Origin of the sequence: Pseudarthrobacter sp. J1738, assembly GCF_050490315.1 — a bacterium.
In the GTDB taxonomy this organism is placed as follows: Bacteria; Actinomycetota; Actinomycetes; order Actinomycetales; family Micrococcaceae; genus JBNPEO01.
This window is the reverse complement of the sequence record NZ_JBNPEO010000002.1, coordinates 380,622-395,567: the sequence shown is the minus strand read 5'-3', so window position 1 is coordinate 395,567 and position 14,946 is coordinate 380,622. Positions and strand designations below refer to the sequence as shown.

Here is a 14,946-nt window from a genome sequence, read left to right as displayed (position 1 = left end):
GTTAGCGGTTTCTGGCGCGGCGGAAGATCCAGTGACGGAGCAGCGTAAAGCGCACAGCTGTGGCAAAAAATCCGGAGATGGTGGTGGTCCAAAGTTCCTGGGACACCGTGGCGTGGGGATTGATCCAATGCAGCACGGCAAGGCTGCCACCGGTAATCACCAGGGCCACCACAATAACAATCAGCCCGTTGAGGTGATCGTGTAGCAGCCGTGATTGCCCGTTGATTTTGAACGTCAACCGCCGGTTCAGAGCCGTGTTGAGCAGCGAAGTTAAGATCAGTGCCAGCGCGTTTGCGGTCTGTGGGCCCGTCCACGGACGCAGCACGGCATACAAGCCGATCGAGCAAAGTGTGCAAATAATCCCCACACCGGTGAAGCGAATCAGCTGGCGGATCAGGGGGAAACGCAATAAACCGCGACGGCGGAGGGACCGCCCCGGAGCAATGCTCACCTGGCGGTCCACCTCACGCGCGGGTTCCCGCAGGCTGTGCTCCATGCTGCAAGGTTTTCACATCAAACTGTGAACCTGCTATTTGGTAGCTGGAAATTTGTCTGCGGCCTACGCCCAGGTTGAAGCGACCACGGGGTTTTGGAGTTCGCCAATTCCACCAACGCGGCACACTACTGTGTCTCCGGGGTTGATTCGTGCGCATTCGGCGGGGAAGCCTGTCAAGATCAGGTCGCCTGGGTGAAGGGTCATAAAGGAGGTCAAGTAAACCATGATTTCCTCGACGTTCCAGCCCAAATCAGCAGTACTTGCAGCCTTGAGTTCGTTGCCGTTGTGCACAATGCTGATCGGCGCGTTGCTGTAGTTCAGATCTGTGACGATCCATGGCCCGGCGGGCGTAAAGGTGTCTTGGCTTTTGGCGCTGATCCATAACTCGTCAGACTTCTGTAAGTCGCGGGCCGAGACGTCATTACCGATGGTGAAACCCAGAATTGCTTCCCGTGCGGTCTCCAAGGTCAAGCCTCGGCATGCACGTCCGACGACGATGGTCAGTTCCGCTTCCGGGTCAACGTAGCCCACACTTTCGCTCAGCTCAATCGCCTCGCCCGGGCCAATCACCGAGGTGGATGCTTTGTGGAATGCTTGCGGCGGCAAGGCACGTCCGGGGGCGCCAGTGTTGTGGGCCATACCAAAAACGTTCGCCGGTGCGGACGGGGCTAAAAACGTGAAGTCGCTTTGAGCTACGGTACTTCCGATTTCCCAACCAGCCACCGCCGGAGAGCCTGCATTAGCCAAGGCATCGGAGAAGGGGGAGTCAATGACAGTCCATTCTTGGCCTGCTGCCGAGTCAAAATTAGCGGCATCATTGGCCACGAAGTACTGGCCTTGCTTGGCCGAAGAATCTCCGGCCAAAGGACGTACGCGGGCGATTCGGCGGGGCAGAGTAGAGATCATTCAGACATCCTACGTCCTAGCCAGAGTGTTACGTAGATTTTTGCAACACAGCGAGCATCACTCTGTACTGGCAAGATCTGGGGCGTACATCTCACCAGCCTCAATGGCTGTACTTAACCTGTTGTCCGGACCGGGCAAAGGGCACGCCCACGCTTCGTTATAGGCGCACGAAGGGTTGTAGGCGAAATTGAAATCCAGAATGAACTCACCACTTTCATTTACTCCGGTAAAGGAGCCTTTGATCGTGTCCAACAAGTATCTTCCTGCGCCGTAAGAGCCACCAGCTTTGCCTGCTGTTGTATCGCGCAGCGGCACAAAAATGCCGCCACCGTAGGTCTTTAGCCGCCACACAGCGAGTTCACCAATCTCTGGTACCGCGAAGGTTCCCAAGCGCTCAAAAGGTACAACGCCGTCGGTCCCTGTTGTTACGTTGCGTACCTCGCCAGCGCCACGGCTCAGCAAGGGTAGTTCAAATCGAAAGTCAGGGTCATAGGCGGCCACGTGCAGCCCCGTGAAGTGTGCCTTTGAAGCTGCGTCGAGCGCCGATGCGGGGTGCTCGCGGAACATTCGGTCCCGTTCGGTACACCAGTGTTCGTGTGCATCGCGCGGGCTGGTTCGGGCTATCTCCCGGACGGTGGAATAGATCCCAAAGGTCTGCAGGCGCCAATCGGCTATCTCCAAAGCCGACATTGACTCGCTGCTATGGGGGTCTTGATGGGCTGCTGGTGCATCTGAACTGGACATACGGCAAGCCTAGCCCTGTGGTGCATGTCTGCCCGGATAGACTTCGGCGCATGAAACCGGCTCCAGATTCGTTTCTCTCAGGTGCTTTATACCTCCCCGGCCAACGCGCAGCTGCCTCACTGAGCCGGTTAATTCAGCACCCCACAGTGTCTTCACGCAATCCCGACGATCACAATCCGGAAGTGTTTGAATCATTCCTGCAAACCCTCTGCGAGCTATACCCCCTGGTGCACACCCAGCTCGAGCTAGAGCGCGTGAACCAGCATGGCCTCTTGATCCGCTGGGCCGGTAGCAACCCCAGTGGAACCTACGACGGCGCGATCCGGGCAACTATTCTGATGGCCCATTACGACGTAGTGCCTGCTGCCGAGCCAGAAACCTGGACTCACCCGCCCTTTTCAGGACACAACGACGGCGAACACGTGTGGGGACGCGGGACCTTGGACGACAAAGGCGCACTCGTAGCGTGGCTTGAAGCTGCCGAGGCTCTTATAGAGCAGGGCTTCACCCCACAAAACGACGTCTATTTTTCCTTCGGCAACAATGAGGAAACCGCAGGGGATTCAGCCAAAGCTGCCGTAGAGCTGTTGAAAGCACGCGGCATTTCACCGTGGCTGGTACTAGATGAAGGTGGAGCCATTGCCACTGGAGTTCTCTCCGGCATCAAAAGCCCGGCTGCGATGGTGGGGGTTGCGGAGAAAGGCATTATGGACCTGCAACTAACAACGCGTAGCCCCGGCGGCCACGCGTCCCAACCACCACGGATGGGCGCTACGGCTCGCTTGGCACGGGCGATCATGCGCTTGGAGATGCAACAGTTTCCCGTCGAATTACCACTGGCCACTGTGTCCATGTTTGAACGGCTTGCGCCGTTGGCACCGAAACCAATGTCATTGGTATTCTCCCGGGCAAGGAAACTCCGCTTGGCTCTGGCACGTATTTTGCCCCTGATGGGCCCGGAAAGTAGCGCGCTAGTCCGTACCACCATGGCCGTAACCACGCTTAGCGGTAGCGCGGGCGCCAACGTTCTGGCCGCAACGGCAACCGCCAACGTGAATATTCGTTTGGCCCTAGGGCAAACCGTAGAATCCGCCCTCAAAAGAATCACTACTGTGATAGCAGATCCCGCCGTAGAGATGATGGTCCTTGAAGGCAGCGACCCCTCGCCCGTATCGCCGGATGAAGGGGAAGCATGGGAGTTCCTCAGTGGCTGCATCAGCACCGTTTTCCCGCACGTTCCGGCCGTCCCGTACGTGATGCTTGCGGCAACAGATTCACGGCGGTTCACAGAAATTTGCGCCAACGTCTACCGCTTTGCGCCTTTTGTTATGGACACTGCAGCGCGGGAATCTATACACGGGGTGGATGAAAAAATAGGACTCAAATCATTGAGCGACGGTGTGCGTTTTTGCGAGACCTTGTTGCGCAGGCTCTAGGCTGGATCACATGACTGAGGCACCAATGATGCATAGGCTCAAACCGGTGGCACAAAAAATCGGGGCGCTTCTCGCTGCCTCGCTGCTGCTCTCCGGATGCGCTGGCAGCACCCCGGCGCCGCAATGGACGGCAGGTTCCGGTAATAACGAGGCGGGCGCAAGCTCTAGTAGCCCCACACCAGGCGCCTCGGTTGCCAGCGATGGTACGCAGCCGTCGTCGGGCGCGTCCAACGGGACGGGCAGTGCCAGCCCCACGCCAGACACCGGTGCCACCGCCAGTGCCTGGAAAACTTTCACCGATCCGGACAAAAAGGTCAGTTTTGACCTGCCTCAAGAGTGGATTGCCCAAAGCGGTTCCCCTGCCGCTGGCACCAAACAAGGCGCTGTGAAGGTGGAAGTTAAGGATCAAGACGGGAACCCGGTAGCGGTGTTGCAGACTGGTTTGCCCACCCCGAAACCTGCCGCATGCAAGGCCGCGAACGCCAAGAATTACACAGTGATCAGCAGTGTGCCAGTGGATATTCCGCACTCGGATGCCGCCAACACGATCTCTCCACGCGTCGTTTTTCGTGTGATTCAGGGGTACAAGTTCTTTGGCTCCTACGGTATTACCAACCTGGTGGGTGGTGCCGGTTCAAAGGCATGCAGCTTGCAAAACATCGTGACCGGCTCGGAAAGCGTTGGGGGAGTGAGCTTCGCCGACACGGGCGAGTTGCGCGCCTTGTCGCCAGATGAGAAAGTTGCCCCGCTGAAGTCTTTTGACACTTTGAACCAAGCGGCGCGTTTCGTCAATGAAAGCTCCGAGTTCGCTAATGTTCAGCGGATGCTTTTGTCCCTGAAAATCACCAATTGAGCCTTCCCCGCAACCCACGGAGTCCCATGGAACGCAACGTTTCTGCACGTATTCAATTCAAGACCGTCGCCAACACCAAGGTGGCCATGTCCATTGCTGTTGCGCGCAATAGTGGATACACCAGACTCGAGGAACACCTCTCAGTCCGGTCAGGGGATCAAGACGTACCGTTGAAGGTGCTTGAGGGAGCCAATGGTTCCCTCACTCACTACATGGAATTCGCCGAACCCGCAGATGTATCAGTGGAATACACGGCCTCCGTTGAGGGAAGAGCTATCCCTGAGGATCCCAGCACTCTTGAGCTAGTGACGCTGGTTCGGCCCAGCCGTTACGCCGAATCGGACCGGCTTCTGCCTACTTCCTACGCCGAGTTCGGCGGCTTGCACGGCATGGAACTTCTCGATGCGGTCCGTACGTGGGTGAACCAGGAGCTGCGCTACGTCAGTGGCTCTTCACGAGGGACCGACGGTGCCGTGGAGACTTTGTTGCACCGCCGCGGTGTATGCCGCGACTTTGCTCACTTGGCAATTGCTCTGCTTCGGGCCAAGGATGTCCCTGCCCGCCTCGCAGCGGTCTACGCTCCGGGGCTGGACCCGATGGACTTCCATGCGGTGGCCGAAGCTCATGTGAACGGCCAATGGCACGTTATTGATCCCACGGGCTTGGCCCCACGCGAAACTCTGTTGCGTATTTGTGCTGGCAGGGACTCCTCGGACACCGCATTTTTGTCCACAGTTGGTGGCAGCCTAGTCCTGAACCGGATGTCAGTGACTGCTGTGGTCAACGGCAATTTGCCGGTAGACAATCCGGGCGCTGCGGTGATTATCGGCTAAGAATTAGCCACAACGCCGGCCCGCAACTTATCGGTCAGAACTTCCAATTGCTTCATCTCTTCTCGGGTCAAAGCAGGCAGCATCACCTCGGCAATGGTTTGAACATGCCCGCGGCCGATCCGTTTCTGTAATTCAGAGCCCTCCGGCGTGAGCCGTAGCAGCACACCGCGGCCGTCCTCCGGGGCTGTGGTGCGTTCCACCAAGCCCCGGGTTTCAAGCCGCTCAACGAGCCGGCTCAGGCTTGATTGACTCAACAGCACATGATCGTTGAGCTCATTAAGTCTCAGCCACCCCGAAGGGCAACTGCTTAGGGTAAAGAGCACATCGTATTCGCGCAAGGCCAGCTCGTGGAACTCTTTACCACGCTGAATTCGGCGCATCACAGCCACCTGTGCCCGGAACAACGATTCCCAGGAACTTGCGGCCACGCGAATATCGTTAGTGCTTGGTTTTTCTGACATTTTGTCCTCGGAGTGTGGCTAGTTATTTTCGCTGGCGCCAGCGGTGGCTTCAGCTGTTGCTCCCAGAGCGGCGTCGCGAGCAGCAACACGGGAAGCGTGCGTTGGCGCATCCGGCACGTGTGCTGGCTTTTTGGCTGCGTACTCGGCGCGAAGCACCGGCAAAACCTCTTCGCCAAAGAGATCCAGTTGTTCCAAGACCGTTTTGAGTGGAAGTCCCGCGTGGTCAATCAGGAACAACTGGCGCTGGTAATCACCGAATGCTTCGCGGAAGGTCAGAGTCTTTTCAATGACCTCTTGCGGGCTACCCACGGTCAGTGGGGTCTGGGAGGTGAAGTCCTCAAGCGACGGGCCGTGGCCATAGACCGGGGCGTTGTCAAAGTATGGGCGGAATTCCTTGACAGCGTCTTGGGAGTTCTTGCGCATAAAGAACTGTCCACCCAGACCCACAATGGCCTGATCCGCCTTGCCGTGGCCATAGTGTTCGTAGCGCTCGCGGTAGAGGCCAATGAGCTGCTGGTAGTGCTCCTTGGGCCAGAAGATGTTGTTGGCGAAGAAGCCGTCACCGTAGTACGCGGCCACTTCGGCTATCTGCGGGGTACGGATGGAACCGTGCCATACAAAGGGGGCAACGCCGTCGAGCGGGCGCGGCGTGGACGTGAAGTTCTGCAGCGGGGTGCGGAATTTGCCGGACCAGTTGACGGTGTCTTCGTCCCAGAGGCGGCGCAGTAGGGCGTAATTTTCAATCGCCAGTTCAATGCCGTCTTGGATGTTTTTGCCGAACCACGGGTATACGGGTGCAGTGTTACCGCGGCCCATCACCAAGTCCACACGTCCGCCGGAGAGGTGCTGGAGCATCGCGAAGTCTTCGGCGATTTTGACCGGGTCATTCGTGGTGATCAGGGTGGTGGTGGTGGAGAGTGTGATGCGTTCAGTCTGCGCTGCGATGTAGGCGAGCGTAGTGGTGGGGGAGGAGGAGAAGAATGGGCGGTTGTGGTGTTCGCCGATCGCGTAGACGTCCATGCCGATCTCTTCGACCTTTTTGGCAATGGCCACGGAAGCTTGAATACGCTCGTGCTCGGTGGGGGTTTTACCGGTGGTGGGGTCAGTGGTGATATCGCTGACGCTGAAGACGCCGATCTGCATGGTGAACCTTCCTCTGTGTTGCATTCACTCTATCCTAGATACATGCATTTGCATCTATCGACATGTATAAGCCACGCGTGCACAGAAGTATTCCCGGCTCATCGTGGGGCTTAGGATTCAATCAACCGCGCGCGGCAAGAACAGCGTCCCAGCGGTGAGAGCGTTCGATTAGGCGGAGGCAAGTGTGCGGCGCATTATCTTTTTCTTGGTCCTGGTGGAACTCACTAGCGGCATTTTGCAGGGCTACTACACGCCGATCCTGACTGACATTGCACGGCATTTGGGCATCCACGATGCCGACGTCAACTGGTTTGAAGCAGGGCAATTGATGCTCAGCGCCTTGGCCGTTCCCCTCTTGGCCAAGTTGGGTGACGTGTGGGGACACAAGCGCATTCTTCTGGTCTCGAGCGTCCTGACAGCTTTGGCTTCATGGGGTGTGGTGATTGCCCAAGACTTTACGAGCTTCCTGATCGCCTGGGCGTTGCAAGGCTTTTACGTGGTCTGGTTGCCTATGGAAATTGCGCTCATTCACAGCCGCGTCAGGGATGCACCTGACTCCGCGGCACGCACCCGTAAGGCTGCCGGCATTTTGGTTGGTGCCCTCGAATTCGGTGTGATAGCTGGTGCGCTGGCGTCGGGATCGCTTTCTGAAGTCTTCGCCGGTTCTTTATGGCTGACCCTCACCATCCCGGCGATTGCGGCAACCTTGGTCTGCGCGGCTATCGCCTTTGGTGTGCCGAGCGATGCTTCCCGAGCCCCCGCCGGACGAGCCACGGAAGGATCTGGAAAAGCCCAAGAACCGCGGCGTCTGGACACCGTGGGCTTCGGACTGCTCACCGGAGCACTCTTGGTACTTACGTCCGGGCTGACTTTTGTTCGTCTCAACGGGACAGCTGCATGGTGGCCGTGGGCCCTTATTGTGAGCGGAGTTCTTTTGCTGGTGCCCTTCGCCCGGCATGAGCTGCGCACTGAGGATCCTTTGGTTGATATCCGTATGGTGGCGCAGAAGAACATGTGGCCGGTGTTTCTCACGGCTGGTTTGTTTGGTGTTTCGGTCCTTGGCGCTCAAGCGCCTTTGTCCACCTTTGCGCGCACGGATCCAAAGATTTTTGGCTACGGGATGGGCTTGGCGGCGGGGCAGGTCTCCATCATCATCGGTGTGTACGTGCTCTCATTGCTGATCGGCGCCTTGTTGTTTCCAGTGGTTACCAAGGTAGTTACACCTCGCTGGACTTTGGTGTGTGCTGCCGTTTTGGTGGGGGTGGGGTACCTACTGTTTTTGCCTTTCCACGCCTCACTGGTTCAAGCGATGGTCAACATGGCGGTTGCCGGGCTTGGCTCCGGCGCCTTGGTGGCAGCATTGCCCTCTGCAGCTGCAGCGGCAGCGCCGGCGCATCGCACGGGTATGGCAACGGGGCTGACCAACACGACAAAAACTATTGGTGGAGCTGTGGCTTCAGCAGTGTTTGGCATTGCCCTGTTTACGGCAGGTTCCGAGGCTGCTGCGGGAGCCGTTCAAAGCGCCACGGCTGCTCCGCTAGCCGGGTACCTGACGGTGTGGGCGGTGTGCGGAGTGACGGCGCTAGTCGCAGCTGTGTCACTGGTGCTGGTGCCGCGCAACGCTTTCGCCGACCCACAAGAGGTTCCTTCCGCCGTCGTGGTTTAACTCCAAGCGCTGCCCCCTGAGAACCGCCGCAAAGATGAGCTAGCTGTGGCGATCAGCGCGGGCTTCGCGCCGGCCTTCAACCAAGCGGTAAAGTACCGGGACTAGAACCAAAGTGAGCACGGTAGAGGAAACCAAACCACCAATCACCACAACGGCCAACGGTTGTGAGATGAAGCCGCCGCCGCCGGTCAGCCCAAGCGCCATCGGAGTGAGTGCGAACACCGTTGCGGCCGCGGTCATCAGGATTGGGCGAAGACGTTGCCGGGCTCCATGAACAATTGCTTCGGCCACGTTCATAGCCTCCCGTCCAGGAGCCGGTTTGCGATATTGGTTGATCAAGTCGATCAGCACAATGGCGTTAGTGACCACAATGCCTACCAACATCAACATTCCGATCAAGGACGGCAAGCCCAAGGGAACGCGGGTGAGTAGGAGCAAAAGGATGGCGCCAGTAGCTGCGAAGGGGACTGACACCAGCAGAATCAATGGCTGGATGAGCGACTTAAACGTCGCCACCATGATCACGTAGACAATGGCGATTGCGGCCAGAAGAGCCAGCCCCAGCTGACGGAATGACTCTGCCTGCTGCGTTGCAGCCCCGCCCAGTGTCGCCGTAACACCGGCCGGCAAGGACAGGGAATCTAGTCGTTTTTGAACCTCGGTGCCCAAACCTCCCAAGTTGGATCCCTCGGGAGTCAGAGAGATCTTGGCAGTGCGTTGGCCATTGCTGCTGGTAATCGTTACCGGGACATCAACCTGGGCAACAGTGGCCACGGAGCCAAGCAATACCGGTCCACTCGGGCCGGGTAGCGGAGTGTCCTTGAGCTGCTGTAGCGAGGTGAATTGGGTTCCAGTGCCAATCTGAACCGGGTAGTCGTTTGCATCAATGCGGATCTTGGTGCCCAGCTGTGGGTTCACCGCGGAGGCCAGAACACCAGCTACTTGCTGCTCAGAAATACCTGCGGCGGCTGCCTTAGCGCGGTCGATTTTGACTTGGACAACCGGCTGGCTCGCGGCAAGGTTGGTGACAACTTCACTGGAGCCAGGAGTGCCGGTGAGGGCCTTCACTAGGGTGTCGCTGGCCGTTTTGAGGTCCGCAGAGGTTGCCGCTTTCACTGTGACATCCACGGTGGAACTGGTTCCAAAACCGCCTTGCTGGGAGCCCACGCTGACCTTGCCGGTGGCACCGGAGTTGTTCAGGGTGTTGCGGACCGAATCCTGCAGAGCCGTCTGATCCTTCTTTTCGTCAGTGATTACGGTGAAGTTGGCATCGGCAGCACCCGTTGAAGCCAAAGCGGCGAATCCGTTGGACGCATTGCCCACGGTGGTTTGAACGTCTTTGATCCCGTCGATGCCGCGGAGAACTTTTTCAACCTTGCTGGCCTGAGCATCCGCAGCTTCAAGGCTTGTACCAGCTGGCAGGGATTGCTTGACGGTCATACTGTTTTGCCCTGAGTTACCGAGCAAGTTGGTAGGCACCAAGGGGACCATCGCCAGGGTGGCCAGCAGAATTAGCCCGGACGCAACCAAGGTAATCACAGGGTGCTTTTGAGTGCCGGAAAGTACAGGCAAGTAGCCGCGCTGCAGCCAACCCTTTTGCTCCTTAGCATGTGCATCGGCTTCAACTTGGGCCGCGGGAAGGCCCGCACTGTTCCCGCTCTTGAGGAACCAGTACGCCAGTACCGGAACAATGGTCAGCGCCACGGCGAGGGAAGCGATCAGCGCGATGGTCACGGTCAGGGCGAATGGCCGGAATAGTTCCCCAGCTATGTTTCCCACAAACGCGATCGGCAAAAAGACTGCCACGGTGGTCAGGGTGGATGCGGTGATGGCTCCGGCCACTTCGCGGATGGCATTGAGAATTGCTGTCCGTTTTTCTTCGCCGTAGCTCAAGTGCCGCTTGATGTTTTCGATCACCACAATCGAGTCATCAACCACACGACCGATTGCAATGGTGAGTGCACCAAGCGTCAGGATGTTAAGCGAATATTTGGTGGCGTACAAGCCTATAAAGGTGATGAGCAAAGAGAGCGGGATCGAAATCGCTGTGACAAGGGTTGAACGTACGGAGAGCAAAAACACCAAGATCACAATCACTGCAAAACTAAGGCCCAAGAGCCCCTCGGTGGTCAGGTCCTTAATGGATTTCTCAATAAACGGAGCCTGATCAAACACACTCGTAATCTTGGCACCGTTGCCGAGTTCCGCTTCAAGCTGCGGCAGCAGATCACGGATCTGATGTGAGATCCCTACGGTGTCTCCCTCAGGCTTTTTTGTCACTGAAAGGGCCAAGGTTTCTACGCCGTTAGTTCGTGTCACTGAGGTTTTGGCATCGTCAGCAATTCCGACGGCGGCTACCTCACCAATCGTGGTGGGCTGCTTGGCACCGATGAGGGGGAGTGCCTTGATCGCGTCAAGGGATTCCACGGGGCTGCCAATTTGAAGCGAGAGGTTTTTGCCTTGTTCTTTAACAGTCCCAGCCGGTACCAAAGAGCCATTGTTTTTGAGAGCATCTGAAATGTCAGTCGAGGTCACGCCGCGTGCTGCCATCACCTCGGCGTTGGGCAAGATTGAAATGTGCTGGCTCGCGCCGCCGGAAACATCGGCGCCACGGACGCCGTCGATCTTCTGCAAACGCGGAACGGTGAGCCGAAGCAAATCGGCGTTGAGGTCGTTCAACGGTTTATTGGAGGAGACCGCCAAAAAAACAATGGGGAAGTCGCTGATGCTTCCCGCCACTGCAGTTGGTTCCACAGAATCGGGCAGATTGCGCTTGGCCGTGGAGATGGCCCGGTCAATCTGGTTGCGCGCCCGGTCTAGGTTGGTTCCGTAAGCGAATTGCATGTTGATGGTGGAGACACCGCTACGTGAGGTGGAGGTAGTGGATTCCAAGCCCTCTACAGCGTTCAAAGTGGTTTCCAGCGGCTGGCTGACTTGTTTGTCCACTACTTCCGGGGACGCACCAGGCATCGCACTGAGAACAGTGATCTGGGGGAACTCAATGGAGGGGATAAGTTCCTGTTTGAGCGATCCCATGGTGATCACACCAAAGACGGCAGCGAAGATGGTGATCAACGCAATTAGGGCCCGATTGGCCAGAGATAGTTGTGCCAAGCGGAACATGGTGGTCTCTCCGTCAGTTCAAAATCGGTGTCCTACTACGAACCCCCGCCGGTGTCCGGCGGGGGTTCGTTTCAAGCTATTTGCTGGGATCGTCCAGTTTCAGTGTCTGAGCAGTGCTCTTGGACAGTTCCTCGGCAAGCTCAGGATTGTTGTTGAGCGTTACCCCGTAACCGGGCATCATCTCTTGAAGCTTGGCGCCCCAACCCTTGAACTGCTTGGGGAAGCAACGCTGCATCAATTCGATCATGATCGGCACGGCAGTGGATGCTCCCGGCGAGGCACCCAAGAGTGCGCCGATTGAACCGTCGCGACCGGTGATGACCTCTGTACCGAACTGCAAGACGCCGCCCTTGGAGGGATCCTTTTTGATGATCTGCACACGCTGACCTGCGGTGATGAGCTCCCAATTGTCTGCTTCGGCTTCCGGAAAGTATTCGCGGAGCGCCTCAACCTTGGAACCACGGTTCTTGGCGACTTCCTTGATCAGGTAGGCGGTCAAGTCCATGTTGTCCTTGGCCACGGCGAGCATAGGAATCAGGTTGCTCGGACGGATGGACAGGGGCAGGTCCCAGAGTGAACCGTTCTTGAGGAAGTTGGTGGAGAAGCCGGCGTAGGGGCCGAACAAGAGTGACCGCTTCCCGTTGACGTACCGAGTGTCCAGGTGGGGCACAGACATAGGCGGTGCGCCAACGGATGCCTGGCCGTAGACCTTAGCGTTGTGCTTTTCTGCCAAGCTGTCGTCGGTGCTGCGGAAGAACTGGCCGGAGACCGGGAAGCCGCCAAAACCCTTGCTCTCTGGGATGCCGGAGGCTTGCAGGAGGTGCAAAGCGCCACCACCGGCACCAACAAACACAAACTTAGCCTTGACTGAGCCGCGTTCACCAGAGTGCATGTGCTTGAGGCCAAGCTGCCAACCGCCGTCGGCCGTGCGCTCAATGCCGGTGACGTCGTGGCCATAGTTGACCTCAACGCCTTCACGCTGGAGGTAGGTGGTCAGCTCGCGGGTCAGGGCGCCGAAGTCTACGTCGGTGCCCTCGGCGGAGCGGGTCGCGGCGATGCGCTGCTTGGAATCGCGGCCGTTGATGACCAGCGGAGCCCACTTACGGATCTGCGCGGGGTCCTCGCTGTATTCCATGCTGCGGAACAAAGTGTTGGGGGAGAGCGCCTCGTAGCGGGTCTTGAGGAAGTTGCTGTGATCCTCACCGATCACAAAGCTCATGTGAGGCACCGTGTGGATGAATCGCTTTGGATCCCCGATCATGCCGTTGCTGACCAAATGAGACCAGAACTGACGTGACAGCTGGAACTGCTCGTTGATCTTGAGAGCTTTAGCAGGATCCACGGAGCCGTCTTTGGCTTGCGGACTGTAGTTAAGCTCACACAGTGCCGAGTGCCCGGTGCCTGCGTTATTCCAGGGTCCGGAGCTTTCAAGCCCTGCTTCGTCGAGCCGTTCGTACATGGCAATAGTCCATGAGGGCTCGAGCTGTTTGAGGAACGCGCCAAGAGTAGCGCTCATAATGCCGCCTCCAATGAGGACGACGTCGGCGCTGGCGGTCTTGGAAATGAAGGTCACGGTGTTCTCCGATTGCTGCGGCATAAGGCTTTAGCAGAATATCGCCTGCCACCTCTTTACTAAAATTGCCGGCAGGGCTTATTGTGTGAGTTTTACTTGGGTGAAGACTTCGTACAGCACTGGCGACGCCGGGTAGCTAAGGACTCGGTTGGACATCGCTAGGGCTGAAATTGGGTAGGCGATGGGCACCGCGGGGATGTCATCGGCCAACTGCTGGTTGATTGAGGTGTACGCATCTTGACGTTCGGTACCGTCGCTGATGCCGCGGGCGCGGGCAATTTTGCTAAACACTTGAGGCCCTGGGTAGCCAAATTCGCCGTTGGTTTCGCCGAACAGTGGTGCCACAAAATTGTCCGGGTCTGAGTATGCGCCGTTCCAGCCCAGCAAGTGCAGCCCGTGGTCTCCCGGGGACGTTACCTTTTGGACGTAGCCGTCACTCCATTCCACGGGGACAGGCTTGATGTTAAATCCGACGGCGGTCAGCTGGCGAGCGATCTCGGCGTAAATTTTTTCCGGCGTTGGAAGATAGGCGCGCGTAACGTTCAGCGGGTAGTAGAACTTGATCTCTTGGTTCTTGTAGCCACTGACTTTGAGTGCCGTTTTGGCCTTTTCTGGATCGTACCCAAGGCTCGTGGCGCTTGAGTTAAAACCGGAAAGTTTGGCAGGGACAAATTGGGAAGCTTTGGCCGTCCCATCGATGAAGAATTTGCGGATGAGCGTGTCTTTATCAATGGCATACTCAATGGCTTCGCGGACCTTGTAGTTGCCTAGGGGTTCCACCGCCTCGTTGATTCCGAGGTACATCACGGAGAACGGGTCGCGCTGAACGATTTGTTTGCCCTCTTTAACCAGCTGCTGAAAGTTGTCAACGGTGACCAGATCGTAGCCGTCGATTGTGCCACTTTCTAGGGCAGCCAGGCGGGCTTCAGAGCGATCGTAGGTGATGAAGTTCAAAGTGCCGATTTGGCCCTTGTCGCCCCAATAGTCCTCGTTGATCGAAAGGTTCACCTCGGTGGAAGTCCACTTTTTGAGGGTATATGGCCCGGTTCCCACTGGCTGGCGCGCGTAGACGGAGTAGCTGGTACCGTCTGTGGCTTTGACCGGCTGGTCAGCTTTTCCAGCGGCCAAGGCGGTGGGGGAGGAGATGGCAAATGCCGGCGTGGTCAGTGCTTGCAAAAATCCAGTAAACCGCTGGTTCAAGGTGATGGACAGGTGATTGCTGTCTTTTACCGTGCAGCCCTTGTATGTGGATGCTGCGGGTTTATCGGAGAAAGCCTTGAATACGGTGCCGAAGCTGATTCCCGTATGGCTTTTACGTAGCGATTGCGGGAAGTGGTACCAGCGTTCAAAGTTGCTGCACACCGCTGCTGCGTTGAAATCCGTCCCGTCCTGGAACTTGACGTTTTGACGCAGAGTAAAGGAATAGCTCAATCCGTTGTCCGCTTCAGACCATTCGGTGGCCAGGAGCGCGCTGGGTTTCCCGGTGTTCTGGTCCACACCCAGGAGTCCTTCAAGGATTTGGCGTGTCACACGGTATGTTTCCGCGTCGGAGGTGAGCGCGGGATCCAGTCCAAGTGGTTGAGCTGCTGTACCGAAGTTGAAAGTTGCTGTGGGATTAGCAGATGTGGCCTGGCTGCCAGACTCAGTGGGTACCGGTGTAGGGGTCGCCGTGCAAGCGGCGAGAGTCGTTGCCATCAGGCAGACACCTAAGC

The 14,946-nt window shown here is 57.6% G+C and carries 12 protein-coding genes; 4 read left to right on the top strand and 8 right to left on the bottom strand.

Annotation, left to right across the window (positions count from 1 at the left end):
- Nucleotide 1: 1 nt before the first annotated feature.
- The 3 genes from ACQR35_RS05440 to ACQR35_RS05430 form a co-directional block, all read right to left on the bottom strand.
- Nucleotides 2-496, bottom strand: coding sequence for a GtrA family protein (locus ACQR35_RS05440; protein WP_430268395.1), 495 nt, complete (start codon nt 494-496; stop codon nt 2-4).
- A gap of 63 nt (nt 497-559) precedes the next feature.
- A complete protein-coding gene (locus ACQR35_RS05435; protein ID WP_430269433.1) occupies nt 560-1,402 on the bottom strand; it encodes a fumarylacetoacetate hydrolase family protein in 843 nt (280 codons plus the stop codon).
- A gap of 57 nt (nt 1,403-1,459) precedes the next feature.
- Entirely contained in the window at nt 1,460-2,146 is a 687-nt protein-coding gene (locus ACQR35_RS05430; protein WP_430268393.1) for a DUF1684 domain-containing protein, read from the bottom strand.
- Between the two features lie 50 nt (nt 2,147-2,196).
- Here ACQR35_RS05430 and ACQR35_RS05425 point away from each other — a divergent pair, with 50 nt between their 5' ends.
- The 3 genes from ACQR35_RS05425 to ACQR35_RS05415 are packed head-to-tail and all read left to right on the top strand — an operon-like array spanning nt 2,197 to nt 5,268.
- Nucleotides 2,197-3,582, top strand: a complete 1,386-nt coding sequence (locus ACQR35_RS05425) for a M20/M25/M40 family metallo-hydrolase (protein ID WP_430269432.1) — start codon at nt 2,197-2,199, stop codon at nt 3,580-3,582.
- A gap of 10 nt (nt 3,583-3,592) precedes the next feature.
- Nucleotides 3,593-4,435 carry a hypothetical protein gene (locus tag ACQR35_RS05420; protein ID WP_430268391.1) on the top strand — a complete coding sequence of 281 codons (843 nt, stop codon included), beginning with the start codon at nt 3,593-3,595 and terminating at the stop codon, nt 4,433-4,435.
- Nucleotides 4,436-4,461: 26 nt separating this feature from the next.
- On the top strand, nt 4,462-5,268 hold the full coding sequence (locus tag ACQR35_RS05415; RefSeq protein WP_430269431.1) for a transglutaminase-like domain-containing protein: 807 nt from the start codon (nt 4,462-4,464) through the stop codon (nt 5,266-5,268).
- On the opposite strand, the gene ACQR35_RS05410 is transcribed toward ACQR35_RS05415, so the two are convergent.
- Together ACQR35_RS05410 and ACQR35_RS05405 are read right to left on the bottom strand one after the other, a co-directional pair.
- Nucleotides 5,265-5,729, bottom strand: a complete 465-nt coding sequence (locus tag ACQR35_RS05410; RefSeq protein ID WP_430269430.1) for a MarR family winged helix-turn-helix transcriptional regulator — start codon at nt 5,727-5,729, stop codon at nt 5,265-5,267. The genes ACQR35_RS05415 and ACQR35_RS05410 overlap by 4 nt on opposite strands.
- An 18-nt stretch (nt 5,730-5,747) precedes the next feature.
- Nucleotides 5,748-6,872 carry an LLM class flavin-dependent oxidoreductase gene (locus ACQR35_RS05405; RefSeq protein WP_430268388.1) on the bottom strand — a complete coding sequence of 375 codons (1,125 nt, stop codon included), beginning with the start codon at nt 6,870-6,872 and terminating at the stop codon, nt 5,748-5,750.
- A gap of 184 nt (nt 6,873-7,056) precedes the next feature.
- Between ACQR35_RS05405 and ACQR35_RS05400 the strand changes: the two genes are divergently transcribed.
- Complete coding sequence (locus ACQR35_RS05400) at nt 7,057-8,538, top strand: MFS transporter (protein WP_430269429.1); 1,482 nt, start codon at nt 7,057-7,059, stop codon at nt 8,536-8,538.
- Nucleotides 8,539-8,577: 39 nt separating this feature from the next.
- Here ACQR35_RS05400 and ACQR35_RS05395 read toward each other — a convergent pair whose 3' ends face one another.
- From ACQR35_RS05395 to ACQR35_RS05385, 3 genes are all read right to left on the bottom strand, one after another.
- Nucleotides 8,578-11,661 (bottom strand): efflux RND transporter permease subunit, encoded by a 3,084-nt coding sequence (locus ACQR35_RS05395; RefSeq protein ID WP_430269428.1) that lies wholly within the window; start codon nt 11,659-11,661, stop codon nt 8,578-8,580.
- 76 nt (nt 11,662-11,737) lie between these two features.
- Entirely contained in the window at nt 11,738-13,234 is a 1,497-nt protein-coding gene (locus tag ACQR35_RS05390; protein ID WP_430269496.1) for a malate:quinone oxidoreductase, read from the bottom strand.
- Nucleotides 13,235-13,312: 78 nt separating this feature from the next.
- Nucleotides 13,313-14,929 carry an ABC transporter substrate-binding protein gene (locus tag ACQR35_RS05385; protein ID WP_430268384.1) on the bottom strand — a complete coding sequence of 539 codons (1,617 nt, stop codon included), beginning with the start codon at nt 14,927-14,929 and terminating at the stop codon, nt 13,313-13,315.
- Between the last annotated feature and the right edge of the window lie 17 nt (nt 14,930-14,946).

Coding starts and splice junctions, on each gene's coding strand:
- ACQR35_RS05440 (WP_430268395.1), bottom strand. CDS start 496: ATGGAGCACAGCCTGCGGGAACCCGCGCGTGAGGTGGACCGCCAGGTG.
- ACQR35_RS05435 (WP_430269433.1), bottom strand. CDS start 1,402: ATGATCTCTACTCTGCCCCGCCGAATCGCCCGCGTACGTCCTTTGGCC.
- ACQR35_RS05430 (WP_430268393.1), bottom strand. CDS start 2,146: ATGTCCAGTTCAGATGCACCAGCAGCCCATCAAGACCCCCATAGCAGC.
- ACQR35_RS05425 (WP_430269432.1), top strand. CDS start 2,197: ATGAAACCGGCTCCAGATTCGTTTCTCTCAGGTGCTTTATACCTCCCC.
- ACQR35_RS05420 (WP_430268391.1), top strand. CDS start 3,593: ATGACTGAGGCACCAATGATGCATAGGCTCAAACCGGTGGCACAAAAA.
- ACQR35_RS05415 (WP_430269431.1), top strand. CDS start 4,462: ATGGAACGCAACGTTTCTGCACGTATTCAATTCAAGACCGTCGCCAAC.
- ACQR35_RS05410 (WP_430269430.1), bottom strand. CDS start 5,729: ATGTCAGAAAAACCAAGCACTAACGATATTCGCGTGGCCGCAAGTTCC.
- ACQR35_RS05405 (WP_430268388.1), bottom strand. CDS start 6,872: ATGCAGATCGGCGTCTTCAGCGTCAGCGATATCACCACTGACCCCACC.
- ACQR35_RS05395 (WP_430269428.1), bottom strand. CDS start 11,661: ATGTTCCGCTTGGCACAACTATCTCTGGCCAATCGGGCCCTAATTGCG.
- ACQR35_RS05385 (WP_430268384.1), bottom strand. CDS start 14,929: ATGGCAACGACTCTCGCCGCTTGCACGGCGACCCCTACACCGGTACCC.